Origin of the sequence: Mesorhizobium sp. M8A.F.Ca.ET.218.01.1.1, from assembly GCF_004791165.1 — a bacterium.
GTDB lineage: Bacteria > Pseudomonadota > Alphaproteobacteria > Rhizobiales > Rhizobiaceae > Mesorhizobium.
The window spans coordinates 44,382-63,975 of the sequence record NZ_SRUZ01000001.1; the positions used below are offsets into that span (position 1 = coordinate 44,382).

General features: G+C 62.1%; 20 protein-coding genes and 1 pseudogene. 15 read left to right on the top strand and 6 right to left on the bottom strand.

Features of this window, described 5'->3' with window-relative positions:
* The 4 genes from hemA to EN861_RS00265 all read left to right on the top strand — a co-directional run.
* Positions 1 to 1,070 (top strand): 5-aminolevulinate synthase (gene hemA, locus EN861_RS00250; RefSeq protein ID WP_135928186.1); only part of this gene is annotated, 1,070 nt, incomplete at its 5' end.
* 184 nt (positions 1,071 to 1,254) lie between these two features.
* Positions 1,255 to 1,689, top strand: a complete 435-nt coding sequence (locus EN861_RS00255) for a DUF2267 domain-containing protein (RefSeq protein ID WP_127280177.1) — start codon at positions 1,255 to 1,257, stop codon at positions 1,687 to 1,689.
* Between the two features lie 3 nt (positions 1,690 to 1,692).
* Entirely contained in the window at positions 1,693 to 2,391 is a 699-nt protein-coding gene (locus tag EN861_RS00260) for a phosphoribosyltransferase (RefSeq protein ID WP_127871024.1), read from the top strand.
* A complete protein-coding gene (locus tag EN861_RS00265; protein ID WP_135861761.1) occupies positions 2,391 to 2,837 on the top strand; it encodes a pyridoxamine 5'-phosphate oxidase family protein in 447 nt (148 codons plus the stop codon). The genes EN861_RS00260 and EN861_RS00265 overlap by 1 nt, the downstream gene beginning before the upstream one ends.
* A gap of 74 nt (positions 2,838 to 2,911) precedes the next feature.
* Here the strand turns inward: EN861_RS00265 and EN861_RS00270 are convergent, their stop codons facing one another.
* Positions 2,912 to 3,748 carry a universal stress protein gene (locus tag EN861_RS00270; RefSeq protein WP_135861764.1) on the bottom strand — a complete coding sequence of 279 codons (837 nt, stop codon included), beginning with the start codon at positions 3,746 to 3,748 and terminating at the stop codon, positions 2,912 to 2,914.
* A 175-nt stretch (positions 3,749 to 3,923) separates the two neighbouring features.
* On the opposite strand from EN861_RS00270, the gene EN861_RS00275 reads away from it, so the two are divergent.
* Positions 3,924 to 4,322, top strand: a complete 399-nt coding sequence (locus EN861_RS00275) for a cytochrome c (RefSeq protein WP_127280173.1) — start codon at positions 3,924 to 3,926, stop codon at positions 4,320 to 4,322.
* Between the two features lie 113 nt (positions 4,323 to 4,435).
* Positions 4,436 to 5,929: a bifunctional aminoglycoside phosphotransferase/ATP-binding protein gene (locus EN861_RS00280; RefSeq protein WP_245511997.1), complete on the top strand. Its 1,494-nt coding sequence runs from the start codon at positions 4,436 to 4,438 to the stop codon at positions 5,927 to 5,929.
* Between the two features lie 19 nt (positions 5,930 to 5,948).
* On the opposite strand, the gene EN861_RS00285 is transcribed toward EN861_RS00280, so the two are convergent.
* Positions 5,949 to 8,630, bottom strand: coding sequence for a bifunctional acetate--CoA ligase family protein/GNAT family N-acetyltransferase (locus EN861_RS00285; protein ID WP_135861768.1), 2,682 nt, complete (start codon positions 8,628 to 8,630; stop codon positions 5,949 to 5,951).
* Between the two features lie 165 nt (positions 8,631 to 8,795).
* On the opposite strand from EN861_RS00285, the gene EN861_RS00290 reads away from it, so the two are divergent.
* The 5 genes and pseudogenes from EN861_RS00290 to EN861_RS00310 all read left to right on the top strand — a co-directional run bounded on the left by EN861_RS00290 (position 8,796) and on the right by EN861_RS00310 (position 13,488).
* Positions 8,796 to 10,649, top strand: a complete 1,854-nt coding sequence (locus tag EN861_RS00290; RefSeq protein ID WP_135861770.1) for a heavy metal translocating P-type ATPase — start codon at positions 8,796 to 8,798, stop codon at positions 10,647 to 10,649.
* A gap of 28 nt (positions 10,650 to 10,677) precedes the next feature.
* On the top strand, positions 10,678 to 11,127 hold the full coding sequence (gene trxC, locus EN861_RS00295) for a thioredoxin TrxC (protein ID WP_135861773.1): 450 nt from the start codon (positions 10,678 to 10,680) through the stop codon (positions 11,125 to 11,127).
* A 13-nt stretch (positions 11,128 to 11,140) separates the two neighbouring features.
* Positions 11,141 to 12,393, top strand: a pseudogene (locus tag EN861_RS00300) (MgtC/SapB family protein).
* 85 nt (positions 12,394 to 12,478) lie between these two features.
* On the top strand, positions 12,479 to 12,865 hold the full coding sequence (locus tag EN861_RS00305; protein WP_127277177.1) for a hypothetical protein: 387 nt from the start codon (positions 12,479 to 12,481) through the stop codon (positions 12,863 to 12,865).
* 32 nt (positions 12,866 to 12,897) lie between these two features.
* On the top strand, positions 12,898 to 13,488 hold the full coding sequence (locus EN861_RS00310; RefSeq protein WP_135861776.1) for an NAD(P)H-dependent oxidoreductase: 591 nt from the start codon (positions 12,898 to 12,900) through the stop codon (positions 13,486 to 13,488).
* 30 nt (positions 13,489 to 13,518) lie between these two features.
* Here the strand turns inward: EN861_RS00310 and EN861_RS00315 are convergent, their stop codons facing one another.
* Positions 13,519 to 14,502, bottom strand: a complete 984-nt coding sequence (locus tag EN861_RS00315; protein ID WP_135861778.1) for a zinc-dependent alcohol dehydrogenase family protein — start codon at positions 14,500 to 14,502, stop codon at positions 13,519 to 13,521.
* A 151-nt stretch (positions 14,503 to 14,653) separates the two neighbouring features.
* The gene (locus EN861_RS00320) at positions 14,654 to 15,151 is read right to left on the bottom strand and encodes a sulfocyanin-like copper-binding protein (protein ID WP_127277185.1); all 498 of its coding nucleotides are present in this window, start codon (positions 15,149 to 15,151) and stop codon (positions 14,654 to 14,656) included.
* A 255-nt stretch (positions 15,152 to 15,406) separates the two neighbouring features.
* Between EN861_RS00320 and EN861_RS00325 the strand changes: the two genes are divergently transcribed.
* A complete protein-coding gene (locus EN861_RS00325; protein ID WP_189343527.1) occupies positions 15,407 to 15,685 on the top strand; it encodes a PepSY domain-containing protein in 279 nt (92 codons plus the stop codon).
* Between the two features lie 43 nt (positions 15,686 to 15,728).
* Positions 15,729 to 16,259: a cytochrome b/b6 domain-containing protein gene (locus EN861_RS00330; protein WP_127277208.1), complete on the top strand. Its 531-nt coding sequence runs from the start codon at positions 15,729 to 15,731 to the stop codon at positions 16,257 to 16,259.
* Positions 16,260 to 16,382: 123 nt separating this feature from the next.
* Here the strand turns inward: EN861_RS00330 and EN861_RS00335 are convergent, their stop codons facing one another.
* Entirely contained in the window at positions 16,383 to 16,811 is a 429-nt protein-coding gene (locus tag EN861_RS00335; protein WP_245464307.1) for a plastocyanin/azurin family copper-binding protein, read from the bottom strand.
* A 331-nt stretch (positions 16,812 to 17,142) separates the two neighbouring features.
* On the opposite strand from EN861_RS00335, the gene EN861_RS00340 reads away from it, so the two are divergent.
* Positions 17,143 to 17,790, top strand: a complete 648-nt coding sequence (locus tag EN861_RS00340; protein ID WP_127277193.1) for a helix-turn-helix domain-containing protein — start codon at positions 17,143 to 17,145, stop codon at positions 17,788 to 17,790.
* Positions 17,791 to 17,842: 52 nt separating this feature from the next.
* Positions 17,843 to 18,358: a GNAT family N-acetyltransferase gene (locus EN861_RS00345; protein WP_127277196.1), complete on the top strand. Its 516-nt coding sequence runs from the start codon at positions 17,843 to 17,845 to the stop codon at positions 18,356 to 18,358.
* Between the two features lie 39 nt (positions 18,359 to 18,397).
* Here the strand turns inward: EN861_RS00345 and EN861_RS00350 are convergent, their stop codons facing one another.
* On the bottom strand, positions 18,398 to 19,564 hold the full coding sequence (locus tag EN861_RS00350) for an acetate/propionate family kinase (protein ID WP_127277198.1): 1,167 nt from the start codon (positions 19,562 to 19,564) through the stop codon (positions 18,398 to 18,400).
* Between the last annotated feature and the right edge of the window lie 30 nt (positions 19,565 to 19,594).

Below are 19,594 nucleotides of genomic sequence, written 5' to 3' on the forward strand. Positions count from 1 at the left end.
GGGCGGCCGGCAAGATGGGCTCTGGCGCCGGCGGCACCCGCAACATTTCCGGCACGTCCAACCCGTTGGTCGAACTCGAGCATGAGCTGGCCGACCTGCACGGCAAGGAAGCCGCCCTGGTCTTCACCTCCGGTTTCGTCTCCAACGAAGCCTCGATCTCGACCATCGCACGGCTTTTGCCCAATTGCCTGATCATCTCGGACGAACTGAACCATGCCTCGATGATCGAAGGCGTGCGGCGCTCAGGTGCCGAGAAGAAGATCTTCCGACACAATGACGTCGCGCATCTGGAAAGCCTTTTGCAGACGGCCGGGCGCGAACGTGCCAAGCTGATCGTCTTCGAAAGCGTCTATTCGATGGATGGCGACATCGCGCCGATCAAGGAGATCGTCGAGTTGGCCGAGCGCTACAACGCCATGACCTATATCGATGAGGTCCATGCCGTGGGCATGTACGGGCCGCGCGGCGGCGGCATCACCGAGCGCGAGGGCCTCGCCGACCGCATCGACATCATCGAGGGCACGCTGGCCAAGGCCTTCGGCACGCTGGGCGGCTACATCACCGGCACCAGTGCCGTCATCGACGCGGTGCGCTCCTATGCGCCGGGCTTCATCTTCACCACGGCGCTGCCGCCGGCGATCGCCGCCGCGGCCACCACGTCGATCCGTCATCTCAAGCGCTCACAGGCCGAGCGCGACGCCCAGCAGCAGCAGGCGACCCGAACCAAGCAGATCCTGTCCGCCGCCGGCCTGCCGGTGATGGAATCGCCGACCCACATCGTGCCGGTGCTGGTCGGCGATCCGGAACTCTGCAAGATGGCCAGTGACCGCCTGCTTGGCGTGCACGGCCTCTACATCCAGCCGATCAACTACCCGACCGTGCCGCGCGGCACCGAGCGGCTGCGCATCACGCCGACGCCCTTCCATTCCGATGCGCTGATCGCCGAACTGCAGGACGCGCTGGTCGAGACCTGGGACGCGCTCGGCATCCCCTACGGTTCGGCGGGACGGCCGGCCGTGGCCAAGAGCGATCGGATCGTTCCGCTGCTGGTGCAAAAATCCGGCGGCTGAAACCCGCCGCTTGCGCAAACGGTGTTCGTCCCCTTTGCCAGCTGGTGCGCGGCCTCCTCGAACTGGTCGAGGCGGCTGTAGAAAACAATCGGGGCGACGCACTTTTGAACGATTTGATCCTGCTCAATGCTCAAAGCCTTTCGATGCCTGAGAATGGAGTTCAAATCTTCGAGGAGCATCCGCCATGGGTCATATTTCCCACACGTCCTTTGCTGACTTCACGCACGCTGGCCAGCAGGCGCAACAATGGGTCAAGGAGCTCGCCAAGGACCTCTGCTGGAGCGAACCGAGCGCGTGCCGTCTCCTGAGATCCGTTCTACACACGGTGCGGGATTGGCTTTCGCCAGCAGAAATGGCCGATCTCTCGGCGCAACTGCCTGTTTTGGTCCGCGGCATCTATTTCGAAGGCTGGAACCCCGCGGTGCCTGCGCATGAGCGCACCAAGCGCGACTTTATTATCAGCGTCAGAAACAGTTTCGGCTACGATGAGGAGATCGATTTCGATGTCGCGATCAGTGCCGTTTTCAAGCTTCTCGACCGTCACATTTCGCATGGCGAGATCGTACAGGTCAGAAACTCGATGAAGAAGTCGCTGCGAAAACTGTGGCCGGTGGATTGACCGATGTTCCGCGACCGGGAAGACGCTGGAGCGAAGCTTGGCCTGGAACTGAGCAGGCTTCAATTGCATCACCCGATCGTACTGGCATTACCGCGCGGCGGCGTGCCCGTCGCAGTGGAAGTGGCCAAAGCCCTCCACGCTCCTCTTGATCTGCTTATCATCCGCAAGGTGGGCGCCCCGGGCAATCCCGAGCTGGCTGTTGCCGCAATCGTCGATGGCGACCCTGGGGAGGTCGTGCTGAACCGTGAGATTGTCGAGACCTATGCACTCGACGAAAGCGAGCTACGTGTCTTGATTGCAAATGAGCGGCCAGAACTCGAACGCCGGCGCGCTGCCTATCGCTGGAAGACCAGACCGATCTCGATTGCGGGAAAGACCGCGATCATCGTCGATGACGGGGCCGCGACCGGTACGACCATGAAAATCGCGATCCGCGCCCTCAAGCGCCGGTCACCGAGGGAAATCGTCGTGGCAATTCCTGTTTCACCGCAAGAGACGGTCGTTGAACTGGAACAGGAAGCGGACCGTGTGGTTTGCCTTAGTCAGCCAGGACAGTTCCGGGCCTTGGGCCACCACTATCTGCGGTTCCCGCGGCTCTCTGACAACGACGTTGTCTTCGCTATGGACGAGGCTGCCCAACTGTACAAAACTGGCCAGCGGCACGTTTCCGGCCTAGCCGTAAAGAACAGGAGATCGCACTAATGCAGATCCGCACGCTTTCGGCTTTGGAATGTACCAAATTGCTGACGGCCAATCGTGTTGGCCATCTGGCATGCGCTAAGGATGGGCAGCCCTATGTCGTGCCCTTCCACTACGCCCATTCGGACGCTCATCTTTACGCGTTTTCCATGCCGGGCAAAAAGATCGAATGGATGCGGTCCAATCCGCTGGTGTCCGTCCAGGTGGACGAACATGGCCAGGGCCGAGGATGGAGAAGTGTCATTGTCGATGGCCGATATGAAGAGCTGCCCGACCGGATCGGCCACAAGCTTCAAAGGGACCATGCCTGGTCGGTGTTGAGCAAGCACACCGACTGGTGGGAGCCCGGCGCACTCAAGCCGGTCACTCCTCCCGCGGCCGACAATGCACCGCATGTTTTCTTCCGGATTCTGATCGAGCAGGTGTCCGGTCGAGAGGCGAGCGAGTAAGTCCGCAACCCTTCGCTACAGGAACGAGAGCGGGCCGGCGCAAACTGCGCCGGCCCGCTCTTCCCTGTGAATTGCTATCGCGCCATGAAGACCGGCAACGATTGACCTTCAAGCATCGACTTGGTGACCCCACCGAAAATCCGTTCGCGCAACCGGCAATGACCGTAGGCGCCCGTGACCATCAGCTCAGCCGCAACGTCGCCGGCATGCTGGCGAAGCACATCGGCAACCGAATGGTTCGCGCTCGGCAGCCGGTCGACCGTAACCTTCACGCCATGCCGGGCAAGATAGGCCGCGGCATCTGCACCCGGCTCCTCGCCATGATGGAACTCATCTTCAATAGGATCGACGATGACAAGGCGCACATCTTCGGCGCCCTTCAGCATATCGAGGGACTCGCGGACGGCGCGCGATGACTCAAGGCGGGCGTCCCATGCAACGAGGACGCGTTTCGGCTTCAGCGTCGGCCGCGTGCCCTCGGGAACGAGCAGAATAGGCTTTCCCGACGAGAACAGCGTGCCCTCGATGACTTTATCCTTCAGCGTATGGCTTGCCAGCAAATCTGGCCCGAGAATGGTCAGATCGGCGTAGCGGGCACGCCTTCCGATGACGTCGTCCGCCCACCCCGTGTCGGGATAGTCGTCGCTCAGATCGGCCGATACGGCGCTCTGGGAGAGAAAGCCGGCGACATCCGAAATTCTCTTCTCGAGCCTTTTCAGCTCGGCCTGGCGTTCCTCCAGCCAGGCAGGCGAAACGACAGCGGCATACTCGCCGCCTGAGGGCGGCGCGGCAAGCTCGAGAACGAGCACGGAGAGATGGGCGCCGACCTGTTCGCACAGCGAGGCGGCTAGCTTGAGATCACCTTCACCCTGGTTCGGCCCGGTAACCGTAAGCAAGGTCCTGAAAGTCACGGCGGCAACTCCTGATTTCGATTGAAGGATCAGTCGTGGTTTCAGTCATTAGCGAGGCTGCCCGATGCGTTCATTGCGCTGAATCAAATACCGTGACCGCGGCGGCATTTGATCCGCATCAACGCACTAGCAAACCAGGGCTGTAGGTTTCAGTCGATCAGTCGGGGAAACGCAGATGAAATTCCTGATCGCGGCGATTTTGGCGGGATTGGCCCTCAACGCAGCTGGCGCCCAGGAACTCGGCAACGGCAAGGCGGAATACATGAACTCATGCGCCGTCTGCCATGGCCTTGAAGGCAAGGGGGACGGCCCGTTGGGCGACGAGTTGTTGAAGCGGCCAAGCGACCTGACGCGCCTCTCCAGGCGCAATGGCGGCGAATTCCCTTATTGGCGCGTCTTTGCCGTCATCGACGGCCGCGGCATGGTGCCGGCGCATGGCAATCGCGACATGCCGGTCTGGGGTCGGCAATTCCTTCCGGGTGACGTGAAGAAATATGGCCCGAATGCCGGGGAAATCGTCACCAGGGAACGGATCCATGATCTGGCCGGTTATGTCGAGACGTTGCAGCAATGAAAACAGAGGGCGCAAACAGTCTCCGCACGACACAGGCATCGATGAGGCCGGACATGGTCGTTGACGAGCAGCAATCCGCTACGGCGTTCCTGCTTGATCCCGCCTCCTATGGCATGGCCGGACAGGTCGAAGCGATCGAGACTCATATCTCGCGAATTTTCTTGATCGATGGACGTGCCTTTAAGATGAAACGGGCGGTCAAGCTGCCCTATGTCGATTTCTCGACGCCAGCACTAAGGCTGGCCGCTTGCGAAAAAGAGGTGGAACTCAACGCCAGGACCGCACCCGGCCTCTATCTGGGCGTGCGGCGCATTACCCGCGAAGTCGACGGCAAACTCGTTTTCGATGGCGCTGGCCAAATGGTCGATGCGGTGATCGAGATGGTCCGGTTTGATCAGTCGAGGCTCCTTGATCGGATGGCGACCGCGGGAGAACTGACGCCAGCGCTGATGACGGCGGTCGCACGCATGATCGTGGGACATCACCGTGCGGCGCCGAAGATCCACAACGGAACCGGCTCATTCAATTTGATGGGCGTGCTCGACATCAACGAGGCCGGCTTTGGCACCAGTCACGTTTTTACAAAACGAGAGATCGAGACGTTTGCCCGGGCTTTCCGCACCGCACTCGCGCGCCATTCCGGATTGCTGGATCGCCGGGAGGCCGCGGGCAAGATCCGCCAGTGTCATGGCGATCTGCACCTGCGCAACATCTGCCTTTTCGATGGCGAGCCTCGCCTCTTCGATTGCATCGAATTCAATGACCAGATCGCCAGCATCGATGTTCTGTACGACCTTGCCTTCTTGCTGATGGACCTTTGGCATCGCCGTTTCCCAGAGCTCGCCAATCTCGTGATGAACCGCTACCTCGACGAGGCCGATGACGAGGATGGCTTTGTCCTGCTGCCTTTCTTCATGGCGGTGCGGGCGGCTGTGCGCGCGCATGTCACCGCCACCCAGGTCGAGGAAGGCAGCGCCGATTCCGGCAAATTGACTGCCGAGGCCCGATCCTATTTCGAACTGGCCCGAACATTTCTGCAGCAAACGCCGCCCAGGCTCGTTGCCATCGGCGGTCTCAGTGGTTCAGGCAAGACGACCATTGCCGAGGCGCTCGCCGCCCATATCGGTGCGCCGCCCGGTGCGCGCATAGTCGAAAGCGACCGCATCCGCAAAGCGATGCACGGCGTGCCCGCCGAGGCCAGGCTGCCGGACAAGGCCTATCGTCCTGATGTGTCCGATCGCGTCTACAACGAAATGGCATGGCGCGCCGGCTTGATTCTCTCCGAGGGTGGCTCGGTTGTAGCTGATGCGGTTTTCGACAGACCGGCCGATCGTGAGCGGATCGAGAAGGCGGCGCGAGACCGGGGTATTCCATTCTTCGGTTTCTGGCTGGAGGCGGATCCACTCGTCCTTTGGCGACGGGTCAGCGAACGCAAGGGCGGTCCCTCGGATGCAACGATCGATATCCTTTCGCGTCAATTGCAGCGAAAAGCCGGCCAGGCCAGCTGGCGCAGGACCGATTCCGATCGAAAGGCCGTCGACATTGCCGCGGAACTGAGGAGATGTTGGCAGCGCGATGCTTCCGAAACCCTGTGCACGGCCTCCTGACTGTTGCGGATGATTGACCTCAACCGAGTTCGAGCTTGGCCTCGACAAGCCCTGGCTCGTTCGGAAGATGCATCAAGGAGAAGCCGAATTCACGGCACATTGCCAGCATCTTGCTGTTTTCACTGAGCACGATACCTCCGATGCGGCGGATCCCATCGGCCTTTGCATAATCGACGATCTGGCTGAGCAACTCCCAACTTAGGCCATGACCCTGCAAGTCCGTCCGCACCAGCAATGCGTATTCGGCGCTGACGTGGTCGGGATCGCAGGACAACCGGCTGATGCCCGCCAGCGCGCCAGTGCTCTTGTCCAATGCTACGAAAGCCATATTGCGGTCGTAGTCGAGCTGGGTGAGCCGCTTCAACACCTGATCGGAGAAGCTTTTTCGCGGCGAAAGGAAACGCAGGCGCAAATCGTCAGACGAAATTTTGGCCAGGAATTCGGGATAGAGCGCGATGTCGGTCGGCTTGATCGGCCGGACGTGATAATGCGCGCCACCTGCCGACGTTTCCTTCTCCCAACCTGACGGGTAGGGCCGGATGCACAGTGCAGGATTCGGCCCAGGTTCCTCCACCCGCTTCGGTTCGATCTCGATGCGTGCATCGAGCGCGATCACGCCGGCGGTGTCCGCGAGCAACGGATTGATGTCCATTGATACGAGGCACGGAAAGTCGACAACCATCTGCGATAGGCCGTTGAGCGCCGCAACGATCGCCTGCAGATCCGCGGGTTTGCGATCGCGGAATCCGTCGAGCAGCCGACCGATCCGCGTTTGCCCGATCAGGTCACCGGCAAGAACTTCGTCGAGCGGAGGCAACGCGATCGCGGTATCGTCCATCACCTCAACGGCGACGCCACCCGCCCCGAACAGGAGAACCGGACCGAAAATCGAATCATGGCTGACACCAAGGATCAGTTCCTGAGCCTGTTTTCGCACCACCATCGGCTGTACGGCATAACCCTCGATATCGGCCTGAGGATCGTGCTTATGCAACCGGGCCTCGATTGCGCGTGCTGCCTCCTCGGCTGCCGCCGCGGCTGCAATGCCGAGCACCACCCCGCCAATGTCCGACTTGTGCGAGATCGCCTTTGACAGCAGCTTGACGACGACCTGCTCGGATGTCTTGAGAAGCCGGCCGGCCGCCTGCCCCACTTTGGCAGGGGATCTGGCGATGATCGTTTCGGGCACCGGGATGCCGTAGGAGGAAATCGCCGCCTTGGCCTCGGGCTCGGTCAGCATGCGCCGGCCTTCCCTGGCGACCTGCCTGAATAGGGCAAGCACCGCTTCTCGACCGCTCGTGGCGGCCTCGCCGTGGCTCGACGGCGTACGCAGCAGGGCCCGCTGGGCTCGCGACCAGTCGGCGAGGTAGGATACGGCCGTCGCGGCATCGGCGGGTGTCTCGAGGCTGGCAATCCCCGCGTCCTGAAGGATACGTCGCCCTTCGCGCGCCGTGTGTTCGCCAAGCCAGCAGGTCAGGACCGGTTTGCCGCCGATCTTACCGTCCTGCGCGAGCGTTGCCACCGCGCTTGCCGCGGCGAGCGGCGAGCCGAGCCCGGTCGGGCAGTTCATGACCAGGACAACGTCGGTCCCGGCATCGGCCGCGATGGCCTCGACCGCGACCCGGTAGCGCTCAGGCGGAGCGTCGCCGATGATGTCGACCGGATTGGCATGCGACCATGTGGCCGGCAGGACGGCATCCAGGCGGGCAATCGTTCCCGGCGCGAGTTCGGCCAACTCCCCGTTGCAGTCGATAAGTTGGTCGACGGCAAGCACGCCGGCGCCACCGCCATTGGTGACGATGCCGACGCGGGCTCGCTCCAGCGGAGCAAAGCGGGCGGTCGTTTCAACCGCGTCGAACAACTCGGCCAGGCCTTCGACGCGCAGGATGCCCGCGCGCCGCAATGCGGCATCGACGACACGATCCGCGCCCGACAGCGCGCCGGTATGGGTCGCGGCCGCTTTGGCCGCCTGCTCGTGCCGACCCGACTTGATGACGATCACCGGCTTGAGGCGCGCGGCGGCGCGCGCCGCCGACATGAACTTGCGCGGATTGGGAATGGTTTCGAGATACATCACGATGGCGTGGGTGTGCATGTCGCCCGCCAGCATGTCGAGGCAGTCCCCCACATCGACATCGGCCATGTCGCCAAGGGAGACGATCTGCGAGAAGCCGACATTGTTGTCGGCCGCCCAGTCGATCAGCGATGTGGCAATGGCGCCGGATTGCGACAGCAGTGCGATGTTGCCGGACTTCGCGGCCATATGCGCAAATCCGGCATTTAGCTTCATCGGCGGGATCATCAGCCCGACCGTGTTCGGCCCGATGATGCGGAAGAGCGTGGGCTTGGCAGCGTCCAGCATCGCCTGACGCAGGCCATTCTCGCGCGTAAGCCCGGCAGTGATCACGACCGCCGTCCGCGTGCCCTTTTCAGCAAGGTCGCGCACGATGCCGGGAACTGTCTCAGGCGGCGTAACGATGACACCAAGGTCTGGGACGTCAGGCAGATCCGCCGCTTCAGCATAGCATTGCCGATCGGCGATCTGCGAATATTTCGGGTTGACCGGCCAGATGTCGCCCTCGAAGCCACCGCTGACGATGTTGTCGAAAACGACATGGCCGACGGAGCCTTCGCGCACCGACGCACCGAAGACAGCAACGGACTTCGGGGCGAACGCATGTTCGAGATTTCGGATCGTCACCCCTTGTGTCTCCTGTTAGCGGCGATAATCGCCGGTCGATCTTGCCCGTTCGTTGCGTTGGATCAAAGCGTTCTGTGGTTCTCGCGACTAGCTGTTGCCCGAGTTCGACGCGCTCGTCAGCGCTGACGACAATTGGCGAGCATCGATCAGATCGGAAGGCATCGCATGAACGAGTCCATCCTGCGACGCGCATTGCTGGTGATTGCCATCCTGGGTCTCGCCGTTGGGATCGGAGCGTGGCGAACCGGGCTCGGCCCCCTTGAGGCCGACACGATCTGGACGGTGGCGACGTTGCCCGTGGTAGCGGCTCTCGCCATCTCCATCCTGCGCGATTTCTGGATCGGCCGCTTCGGTGTCGATGCTATTGCGCTGGTGTCGATGTCCGCCGCGCTGTTTCTTGGCCAACCCTTGGCGGCAGTGGTGGTCGCGATTATGTATGCCGGCGGCACGGTGCTTGAGGATTTCGCTCGCGGCCGCGCGGAACGGAACCTCAAGGCATTGACCGACCGATCGCCGCGTATCGCCCACCGAACGTCAACGCTGGGGACAGAAACCATCTCCGTCGAGGACGTTGATGTCGGCGACGAGATTCTGGTCCGGGCCGGCGAACTGCTCCCCGTCGATGGCATCCTGCTTGATGCTTCGGCCTCTCTCGACGAGTCCGCAGTGAGCGGAGAACCCCTGCCGGAACGGCGCAGCGCGGGGGATGTGCTGCGCAGCGGCACCGTCAATGCGGGCGAGACCTTGAGCATGCGGGCTTCTGCCCTCGCGGAACAGAGCACTTATGCCGCGATCGTACGCATGGTCGCTGCAGCGCAGACCGCGAAATCTCCATTCATTCGCATGGCCGACCGCTTTGCCCTGTTCCTTCTGCCAGCCACACTGCTGGTTTCCGGCGCCGCCTGGTATGTTTCCGGCGACCCAATCAGAGCGCTTGCGGTGCTGGTCGTCGCAACGCCCTGCCCGCTCATCCTTGCTGCCCCCGTTGCATTCATCGGCGGCGTCTCGCGTGCCGCGCGTGCCGGCATCCTTATGAAGGGCAGCACGGCGCTGGAGGCTCTAGCGCAAGTCCGAACCGCGATCTTCGACAAGACGGGGACCTTGACCATCGGTGGCGCCGAGCTCATCGAAATCGAAGCCGCACCCGGCAGTGACGCGAACCATCTGCTGCAGCTGTTGGCATCCCTGGAACAGGCCTCACACCATGTGCTCGCCGACTCGATCATCCGGGAGGCGCGCGGCAGACAGCTGATGCTTTCGCATCCGCGTGATGTCCGCGAGCATCGCGGCGCAGGCCTGAAGGGCCGGGTCGAGAACATTGCGATCGCCTCCGGATCGCGGGCTCTTGTGCTCGCCGACAGTCCCCTGCCCAACTGGGCGAAAGGGGGCGAAGAAAAATACCGGGACGAGGCGGTGCTCAGGGTCTTTGTAGCACTCGGCGGGCAGCTTGCCGGTGTTTTCACGTTCGGCGACGCCCTGCGTGTTGATGCGCATGATGCACTCGGCAAGCTGCGCTCCGCTGGCATTGGTCGCATGATCATGCTCACAGGCGACGACGGCGTGGCGGCCAAGCGCATCTCCGCCCGGCTCGACCTCGACGCCCTGGTCGCCGATGCGACCCCTGCCGAAAAAGTCGCGACGGTCACAGCCGAGAAAGCCTTGGCGCCGACGATGATGGTCGGCGACGGCATCAACGATGCACCCGCCCTCGCCGCCGCGACGGTCGGCGTCGCCATGGGCGCGCGTGGGGCGACGGCCTCTTCCGAGGCGGCGGACGTCATCGTGCTGACCGACAGGCTGCTGCCTGTCGCCGATGCCGTCCGGATTGCACGGCGAACGCGATCGATCGCCTTGCAAAGCATCATTGCCGGACTGGCGCTGTCGGGGCTGGCAATGATCGCAGCGGCCATGGGGCAGATCACGCCGGTTGCCGGAGCGCTACTTCAGGAAGGGATTGACGTGGCGGTTATCCTGAATGCTTTGCGGACCCTTGGCGATGGACATCTGTGGCGCGCATAGTGGTCGAGAACAAGTTCGGTGAATGGCCATGGCACAGCAAAATCTGGTGGTTTGCAGCAAATGCGGCGGAGTCAATCGCCTGCCGCCGTCACGAAATGCCAGTGAGGCAAAATGTGGAAAGTGCGGGACCAGACTGTTTTCAGGTCACCCCCCGGACGTCGACGCCAAGACGTTCGATCACCAGATTACGCGAAGCAGTATTCCCGTTGTCGTCGACATCTGGGCACCTTGGTGCGGCCCCTGCAAGATGATGGCGCCGGCCTATGAAGCGGCGGCAATCGAACTGGAGCCACATGTTCGCCTGATCAAACTCAATTCCGAAAATGAGCAATCTGTCGCGGCAAGGCTCGGCATTCGCGGCATCCCGACCATGATTCTGTTCCATGGCGGACGCGAACTCGCGCGCACATCTGGCGCAATGACGGCAGGCCAGATCGTCAGGTGGGTTCGCGACCGCCTGCCGACGGTGACCGCCTGAAGTCGTCGCGCCAATGGATCCGCTCATCGCCCGGCTTGGACTGGCCCTCGCAATAGGTCTCCTTGTCGGCTTGGAGCGTGGTTGGCAAGAGCGGGATGCGCCCGACCGCAGTCGCACAGCTGGCATCCGGACATTCGGCATATCCGGGCTGCTTGGTGGCGTGCTCGCGGCGCTGGCCAGTGCACTAGGCTCCGTATCGGTGCTCGTCGGAGGCTTCATCGCCTTTGCGGCAATCTTTGCCTGGTACAAGGCGCGTGAGGCTGCCCATGACGAGGATTTCAGCGTCACGAGCGTGATCGCAGGCCTGGGCGTTTTCGCCCTTGGCGCGCTTTCCGTAGCCGGCGATTATCGGGCTGCTGCTGCGGGCGGGGCGGCACTGGCGGCAATCCTGGCCAGCCGAGAAGTCCTGCACGGTCTTTTGAAGCGACTGACCTGGGTCGAACTGCGTTCGGCGCTGATCCTGGCAGTGATGACGGCGATCGTCTTACCCCTGTTGCCAAACCGGACGATGGACCCGTGGGGCGGTTTCAATCCTTGGGAAGTTTGGTTCCTGACGGTGCTGATGGCCTCGATATCGTTCGCCGGCTACGTGGCTGTTCGCATTCTGGGAAATACGCGTGGGCTGCGGTCAGTTCGCTCGTCGGTGCGATCGTCTCTTCCACAGCGGTGACCTTGGCGCTTGCCCGCAATGCCGCGTCGGGCGGCAATCCACTGCCGCTCGCCGGGGCGGCATCCCTGGCTGCAATGGTTTCGGTGCTCCGCGTCTGCGCCGTGATTCTGATCATAGAGCCAGGCGTGTTCGCTTCGGTCGCTATAGCGGCGATGGCAGCCGCGCTCGCCTTCGCTGTCTGCGGCGCATTGCTGATGACTCGCGACAGCGGGAATGAGGAACGCAGCGCTATTGCGCGCAATCCATTCGAGCTGGGTCCGCTGTTGCTGTTCGCGCTGCTCTTCGCGCTTGTCGCGACCGCAAGCGCTGGATTGGCAGCTCAATTCGGCAGCCGCGGCTTGCTGGTTACCTCAGCGCTGGCAGGCACGTTCGATGTCGACGTCTCGGTGCTCAGTGCCTTGCGGCTGGTCAAGTATTCGGTCCCCGTCGAGACTGTCGGTCAGGCTGTGCTGGCGGCACTGGCGGCAAATGCGATCGGCCGCCTGTCACTGGCGGTATTTGCCGGTCCGATCAGGTTCTGGGTGCCGCTGGCCGGCGCAACCCTGACCGCTGCGACCGCCGGCTATGGCGCCATGTTGTTGCCTGGCCCGGGATAGAAGCGCGGTTCTTGAGCCATCTTTGATGCGGATCAAGGGGCAGGCCCAGCTACGGCTCTATGGGACTCCTTAAAAGGAGTTCGCCATGACCAGTTTGAAGGACCTTACCCCGAAATTCCGCCATGTCCGGCTGCTGCTAGCCCGCGAGAAGGATCACCCGGGAGGAGACCGTGAAGAGGGTTACGACGTGCTGGCTCCGCTGAACGGCGAAGGGCGTATCGATGCCGAAGAATGGAAATCGCACAGGGCCTCATGTCGAGTTCGCCGCTTTCGGACTGGCGAGGAGGATCTGATCGGCCGGCTGAGACGCAAGCCCGGCGGGCAGTGGTATTTCGACTACGCCGAAGGCGACCGCGATGACGAAATCGGCTTTCATCTCGGCGACGAACGGTTCGTGACCGGTGAATATGTGTCGATCGAGCGCAACGGCACCATGCACACCTACCAGGTGGCAAGGGTCGAGCGGCCATGACGCGGCAACGCCTGGCTCCCTGGGAGTAGACCATGTCGCGACGCATCCTGATAGTGGTCGGCCATCCAGACCCGTCCCCGGATCGGCTCTGCCGCGGTCTTGCCGACGCCTATGGCGAGGGCGCGGGAAAGGCAGGGCATGGTGTCCGCCGGGTCGATCTGGGGGCAATCGATTTTCCGATGCTTCGGACGATGCAGGAGTTCGAGCATGGTGCGGTTCCCGATGAGTTGAAAGAAGCAGCCGAGGCGATCGTGTGGGCTGAGCATGTCGTCTTTGTCTTTCCGCTGTGGCTTGGAACCATGCCGGCCATACTCAAGGCATTTCTGGAACAGGTCATGCGGCCGGGAACGGCCTTTGCCTATCCGGACAAGGGCGGCGGCTTCACCAAGACATTGCTTCGTGGCCGCTCGGCGCGCGTCGTGGTGACGATGGGCATGCCTTCCGTCGTGTATCGGCTATGGTTCCTCGGACACGGCATCGCCGGCCTGAAGCGAAGCATTCTGCAATTTGTCGGCATCAGTCCGGTACGCGAGACCTTGTTCGGCATGGTCGCTGGAGCCAGCGATGCGACCCGTGCGAAGTGGATCCGGCATATGCGCGAACTGGGTGGACGGGCCAGATAACGCTCCCACATAACGCTCGTTGAATGCCGATCACGGCACCAGGACGGCGGCGCCGCTCAATCTGCCTTGCCTCACATCGTCCAATGCCTGATTGGCCTGTTCCAGCGGGTAGACCTTGGTGTATGTGTGCACCCGAGCGCGCCTGGCAATGGGAAAGAACTCTTCGGCGTCGCGGCGCGTCAGGTTTGCAACCGACACCAGTTCACGCTCTTCCCAGAGCAACTCGTAGGCCATCGCCGGAATGTCGCTCATGTGGATGCCGCCGCAAACCACCCGGCCGCCCTTGCGCACGGCACCAAGTGCGATCGGCACCAGGTCACCCACAGGAGCGAAGATGATCGCGGCATCGAGCTGCCTGGGCGGAAGCTCCTCCGACCCGCCCGCCCACGTCGCGCCGAGCGAGCGGGCGAATTCCTGTGCTTCACTGTCGCCGGGCCGGGTGAAAGCGAAGATGTCACGACCCTGCCAGATTGCGATCTGCGCAACGATATGTGCAGCGGCACCGAAGCCGTAGATCCCGAGCCGCTTGCCGTCACCGGCCTTCTTCAGGCATCGCCAGCCGATCAGGCCAGCGCAAAGCAACGGCGCCTGCGATACGGGGTCGGCATCCGTGTCCAGATCGAAGGCGAATTGCGCGTCGGCAATGACATGGCTGGCGAAGCCGCCATCGCGTGTATAACCCGTGAAATCTGGCTGATCGCAGAGATTTTCATTCTCCGCGACACAGTAGGGACAATGCCCGCAAGTGTGCCCAAGCCAAGGCACGCCAACCCTGCGCCCGATCCTGGAACGCGCCACGCCTTTGCCGACGGAATCGATAGTGCCGACGATTTCGTGACCCGGAATGAGCGGCAGTTTCGGATGACGCAGATCGCCATCAATGACATGCAGATCGGTCCGGCAGACAGCGCATGCCTCGATCCTCAACCTGATCTCACCGGGTCTCGCTATGGGATCAGGCCTGTCGACCAGCTTCAATGGCACGCCGATGTTTTCGAGCACCATCGCTCTCATGACGTGCTCCATGTTGCCCCGGAAAAACAAATGCCGTGACTGCCCAGCCTCCGCCTTGGCGCGGCCAAACCGACAAGGCCGGCGATCCCGGCAGGCTTTCGAAAACTGCGGCAGTCACAGGTTCCGGCCAGGCGGCTGCCTGCTTCATTATCTATGGCTCGACGGTGAATTCGGCCCACATGCCGGCTCCATAGTGACCTGGCACGTTGCAGATAAGCAGGTATTTTCCAGCCTTCAGCTCGACGGTCAACGTGCCTGATTTTCCCGGATCAAGCTCCGAAACTTCGCCCTTGTCGCCAGCCTTGTCTTCGTCGACGCGGTTCTCGGCTTCAAGGTAAGGAAGCGGCTTGCCGGGATCGGCAAGGTGCATCACGATCATTTCGTGGACGGTGTCCTTGGAGTCATTCTTCACATTGAATGTGACCTCTCCGGCCTTTGCCACACTTGGCAAAGCCTTGATGCCCATGGTCGCCTTGGCGAGATCGAGGCCCGGCGCTGCATACGCAAGACCCATCGGCATCTCCGTGCTCGCGCCCTTGTCCCAGAGCGAAACCTGGACGAGCGCGTCAGCCTGGGCGGCGCCGGCATGGCTAGCCATGAGCATTGCAGCAGCAAGCCCAAATGTTGCTTTCCTCAATACGGTTTTCATGGCGATCCTCTTTCCGGGTGGGCAGCAGAAGTGCTCTACATCCGGCCGTCATCCTGCTCACGACGTCACCCGCCGTCCTTGCGCCAGATCAAATTGATCGGCGCGGCCCCGATCGGTGCCGATGATACAATTGTCAGCCAGTTGTCAGCTTGAATTGATTATTTCGCTCCAATGGCGGTGAGAATCGCCGTCTGGACGATCGAAGATCCACCTGCGGGCGCAACATCGGCGCCCAACCTTCCGAATGGAGTCATCATGTATCGCACACTCGTTTTCGCCGCTTTGGCTGGCATGATCGCGGGACCGGCGCTCGCCGCCGGCGGCAGCTGCAGCACCGCCCCAAAATCGCAATTCAAGCCCAAGGCAACACTGGAAGCACAATTGACTGGCGAAGGCCTCACCGTGCGGCAGATCAAGGTCGAGAAGGGCTGCTATGAGGTCTACGCGGTCGACAAGGCGGGCAAAAAGGTCAATCTGGCCTACAATGCCGAGACCCTTGAAAAGCTCGACAATGCCGAAGCCGGCGAAAATTGATCAGAACGTTCCGGCAGCAGCAGGCGCGCACCCATCGCCGCCGATGGTGCGCGTCTGGGATCGGGCCGTGCGGAGTTTCCATTGGGCATTGGTGCTCAGCTTCGTCACGGCCTGGCTCACCTCCCATTCCTCGGAGGGTATCCACCACTGGGCCGGATACGCCGCCGCCGCCCTCATCGGCATAAGGCTTCTGTGGGGTGTTCTTGGTACCCGCTATGCGCGGTTCTCCCAATTCGTGCGTGATCCGGCGACTGTCGCGCGTTATCTCTCGGCAATACTGAGCGGCCGCGAGGCCCGATATATCGGCCACAATCCGGCTGGCGGCGCGATGGTGATCGTCTTGATCGCGGCGATGGCTTCAACCGCTCTTACCGGCTGGCTGATGACGACCGACGCCTATTTCGGTGTGCCCTGGGTCGAAGCCGCACATAGCCTGGCGGCGCACGGCCTGTTGCTCCTCGTCTTGCTTCATATTGGCGGTGTCGCCCTGGCAAGCTTTCGCCACCGCGAAAACCTGGTCCGAGCCATGATCACCGGACGAAAACGCAGCGCCGAACCGGCGGACATCGCTTGACGATCGGCCAATCATCAACCCGGCGCCGTATCGGGCGCAAGCGGTAGCGGTCTCGATCGGGGAAGCAATGAACAGCAACCCGCCGCGCCTTTTGGCGGGCGGGTTGCAGCGTTGGATCACCGTCTACTTGACCAGGATCGTTGCCCACATTCCATTCATGAAATGACCGGGGATATTGCAAAAAACGGCATAGCTGCCCGGCTTGAGGTCCAGGGTCAGCGATCCGGTTTTGCCTGGATCGAGTTCGGAAACCTCGCCGAGATGGCCGGCCGCGTCCTCGTTGACGCGATTTTCATTTTTCACATACGGCAATGCGGTCTTTTTCGCATCCGCGGCCGGCACGACGATCATTTCGTGAACCGTGTCCTTGGACGTATTGCTGACTTTGAAGGTAACCTCGCCCGCGGGTACGACGGTCTTGTCCAGCTTGATGGCCATCGTCGCCATGCTCATGTTTGCCGGCATGCCCATCCCCATCTTGGCGTCCGGGTTCACGGCACCGTCCTTGTCCCAAAGCTTTACGTTGACGGTCGTGTTGGCGAAGGCTGGCACCGACGCCGTCAAGAGGACCAAGACCAGTCCGGACTTGAAAAACTGCATGTTAGAATTGCTCCTGATCGCGTGCGGCGACCCCGCAGCCGATGGTTTTGAAGAATCATTTCCGGTCGCAGCGCCGGGCTAGCGCGGCCAAGCTGACAACAGGCTGACAATGGAGACAGGGCCGGAAGAGGCGACACCCTCGCGCCAAGCCGGCGCATCGAATCTGCTCTGGACATGAGCGGGCCGGCGCGTGCCTAGGTAGTTTCCCGTAGGGACAAAACCGAATTTCGCGACCCGCGGATTCGCGCGATTGCTGTGTCGCGAAACAACCTGGACAACAGCCATGCACGCTTACACCGCCTCCAGAATTTCATTGCCGTCGCATTCTGCTCAGCCAAGCCTGCCAGTGGCCCTCGACTCGGAAACGCAACAGCCGGTCAGCTTCTTTCCCGCCGGTTCGGAGATTTATGCTCAAGGCGAGAAAGCCGGCGCTTTCTACCAGGTCGAATTCGGCGCCGTACGCATCTATCGCCTGCTCGCGGACGGCCGCCGGCAGATTAGCGCCTTCCACCTCGCCGGAGAGACGTTCGGCTTCGAAGGCGACACGACGCATCATTTCTTCGCCGAAGCGATCAATGCCACCGGGGTACGCGCCTTCCGCTTCAGCGCTGGAGCGGACATGTCCCATCAGTTGCTTCCCCTGGCACTCAAGGGCCTGACGAGGGCACAGGAGCACCTCCTTGTCCTCGGTCGTCAGAACGCCATCGAACGTGTCGCCGCCTTCCTGGTCGACATGATGGAGCGGCAAGGTGGATTGCGGCAGGTGGAGCTGCCGATGTCGCGCATGGACATCGGCGACTATCTCGGTCTCACTATCGAGACCGTGTCGCGGGTTTTCACCCGGCTGAAGGATAAGGGCGTGATCCGCCTGCTCAACCTGCGCAGCGTCGAAATCCTCAAGCAGGATGTGTTGCAGACCATGGGCGTATGAGCCCTCCCAAGCAGACAGCGTAACGTCAGCCTCAGATCAGGACCCTGTTGTCATGCACCATACACTTACCACCCACACCGGATTTCGCTTCGAAGTGCGCCGCGCGTACCCTGAGGATGAGCCAACGCTGGCCGAGTTCTTCACCCATGTGACCCCGGACGACCTGCGCTTTCGCTTTCTCGGCGCTGTGAAGGAGGTCTCGCATGAACGGCTGGTCGCGATGACGCGTTCAGACGACGCCCACATCCATAATTTTCTAGCCTTCTCCACCGACGGAATGCTGATCGCGGTTGCAACGCTGGCAAGCGATGCCGCCGATCGAAACGGTGAGGTCGCGATCTGCATTCGTGCGGATCGCAAGCATCTGGGCGTTGGTTGGGAGTTGCTCGCTTATATCGCGAACTATGCCGAAGACCTCGGCCTGGAAGCGATCGAGTCGATCGAGAGCCGCGAGAACCGTGCCGCGATCGAGGTCGAGCGCGACATGGGCTTCACCGTCACGACCGATCCCGACGATGCGACGCTGGTCCTGGTTCGACGGGAGCTGGGGGCGCGATCAGCCGCTTAGCTGCCTTGGCCCCTTCCGGGCCGTTGTGGGCGCGGCAGGTCAAAAGACGAGCATGTCCGCGGCCACAGCGCATTCTTCATCCGCAGGAATGACAAGGACATCGACGCGGGAAGTCGCGTTGCTGGCCAGTTCCTCGCCCTCTCGGTTTCGCTTCTCGTCGAGATCGACTCCAAGCCAGGCAGCGGCACCGCAAATCCTCTCCCGGACCAACGGCGCGTTTTCGCCGATGCCAGCCGTGAACACCAGCGTGTCCAGTCCTCCCATGGCAGCGGCCAGCGATCCAATCTCACGTCCGATCCGATAAACGAAGAGCGCGACAGCCTCGGCGGCGGCGGGATCGTCCGAGGCGATCAACGTCCGCATATCACCCGATATTCCAGACACTCCGAGCAGGCCCGATTGCTCGTAGAGAAGCGTGACCATTTCGTCTCCAGACAGTCGCCGTTCCTGCAGCAAGTGAAGGATAATCCCCGGGTCGAGCGCGCCACAGCGCGTGCTCATCACCAGGCCGTCGAGCGTCGAAAACCCCATCGTCGTGGCGATGCTTCGTCCGGCGGCCATCGCGCACAGGCTGGCGCCACTGCCGAGATGGGCAACGATCGCCCGACCGCCGGCGTGCGCGCCGTATCGGTCACGCAGCTTCGCAGCGATGTGACTGTAGGACAGCCCATGAAAGCCGTAGGAAACGATGCCCGCGTCAGTCATCGCGCACGGCAGCCCGTAGATTTTGGCGAGCTCCGGTCTGGTCGAATGAAACGCCGTGTCAAAGCAACCGACCTGGAGGGCCTGCGGCAAGATTTCAGCGGCCAGCGCGACAATCTCGAGATTGATCCGCTGGTGGATGGGCGCCAGCGGCTCTAGCAGGCGCAGTGCTTTGAGCGTGCGTTCGTCGAGCAGCGTCGCTTCGGTGAAGTCACGCCCACCGTGAACGATCCTGTGTCCTACCCTGTCGATGCGGCGCAGGAGATCGTTTTCGGCGAGCACGGATGCAACCGCCGCGAACGCCTTGCCCATACCGATCGGTGCTTCGCCCAAGCTCTTGTCGAACTTTGACCTGCCGGCCGCAGCCTCGACTCGCAGCCGCGGTTGTTGACCGAGAGAGGAGACATTGCCGCGCAGCAGCAGCGGGAGCTCACCGCGTCGCTCGAAAACGGCGAACTTCAGGCTCGAAGAACCGCCGTTCAGGACAAGGATCGCATCGGTCATGAAGCCATCCTATATGTTGCCGTTTCCTTG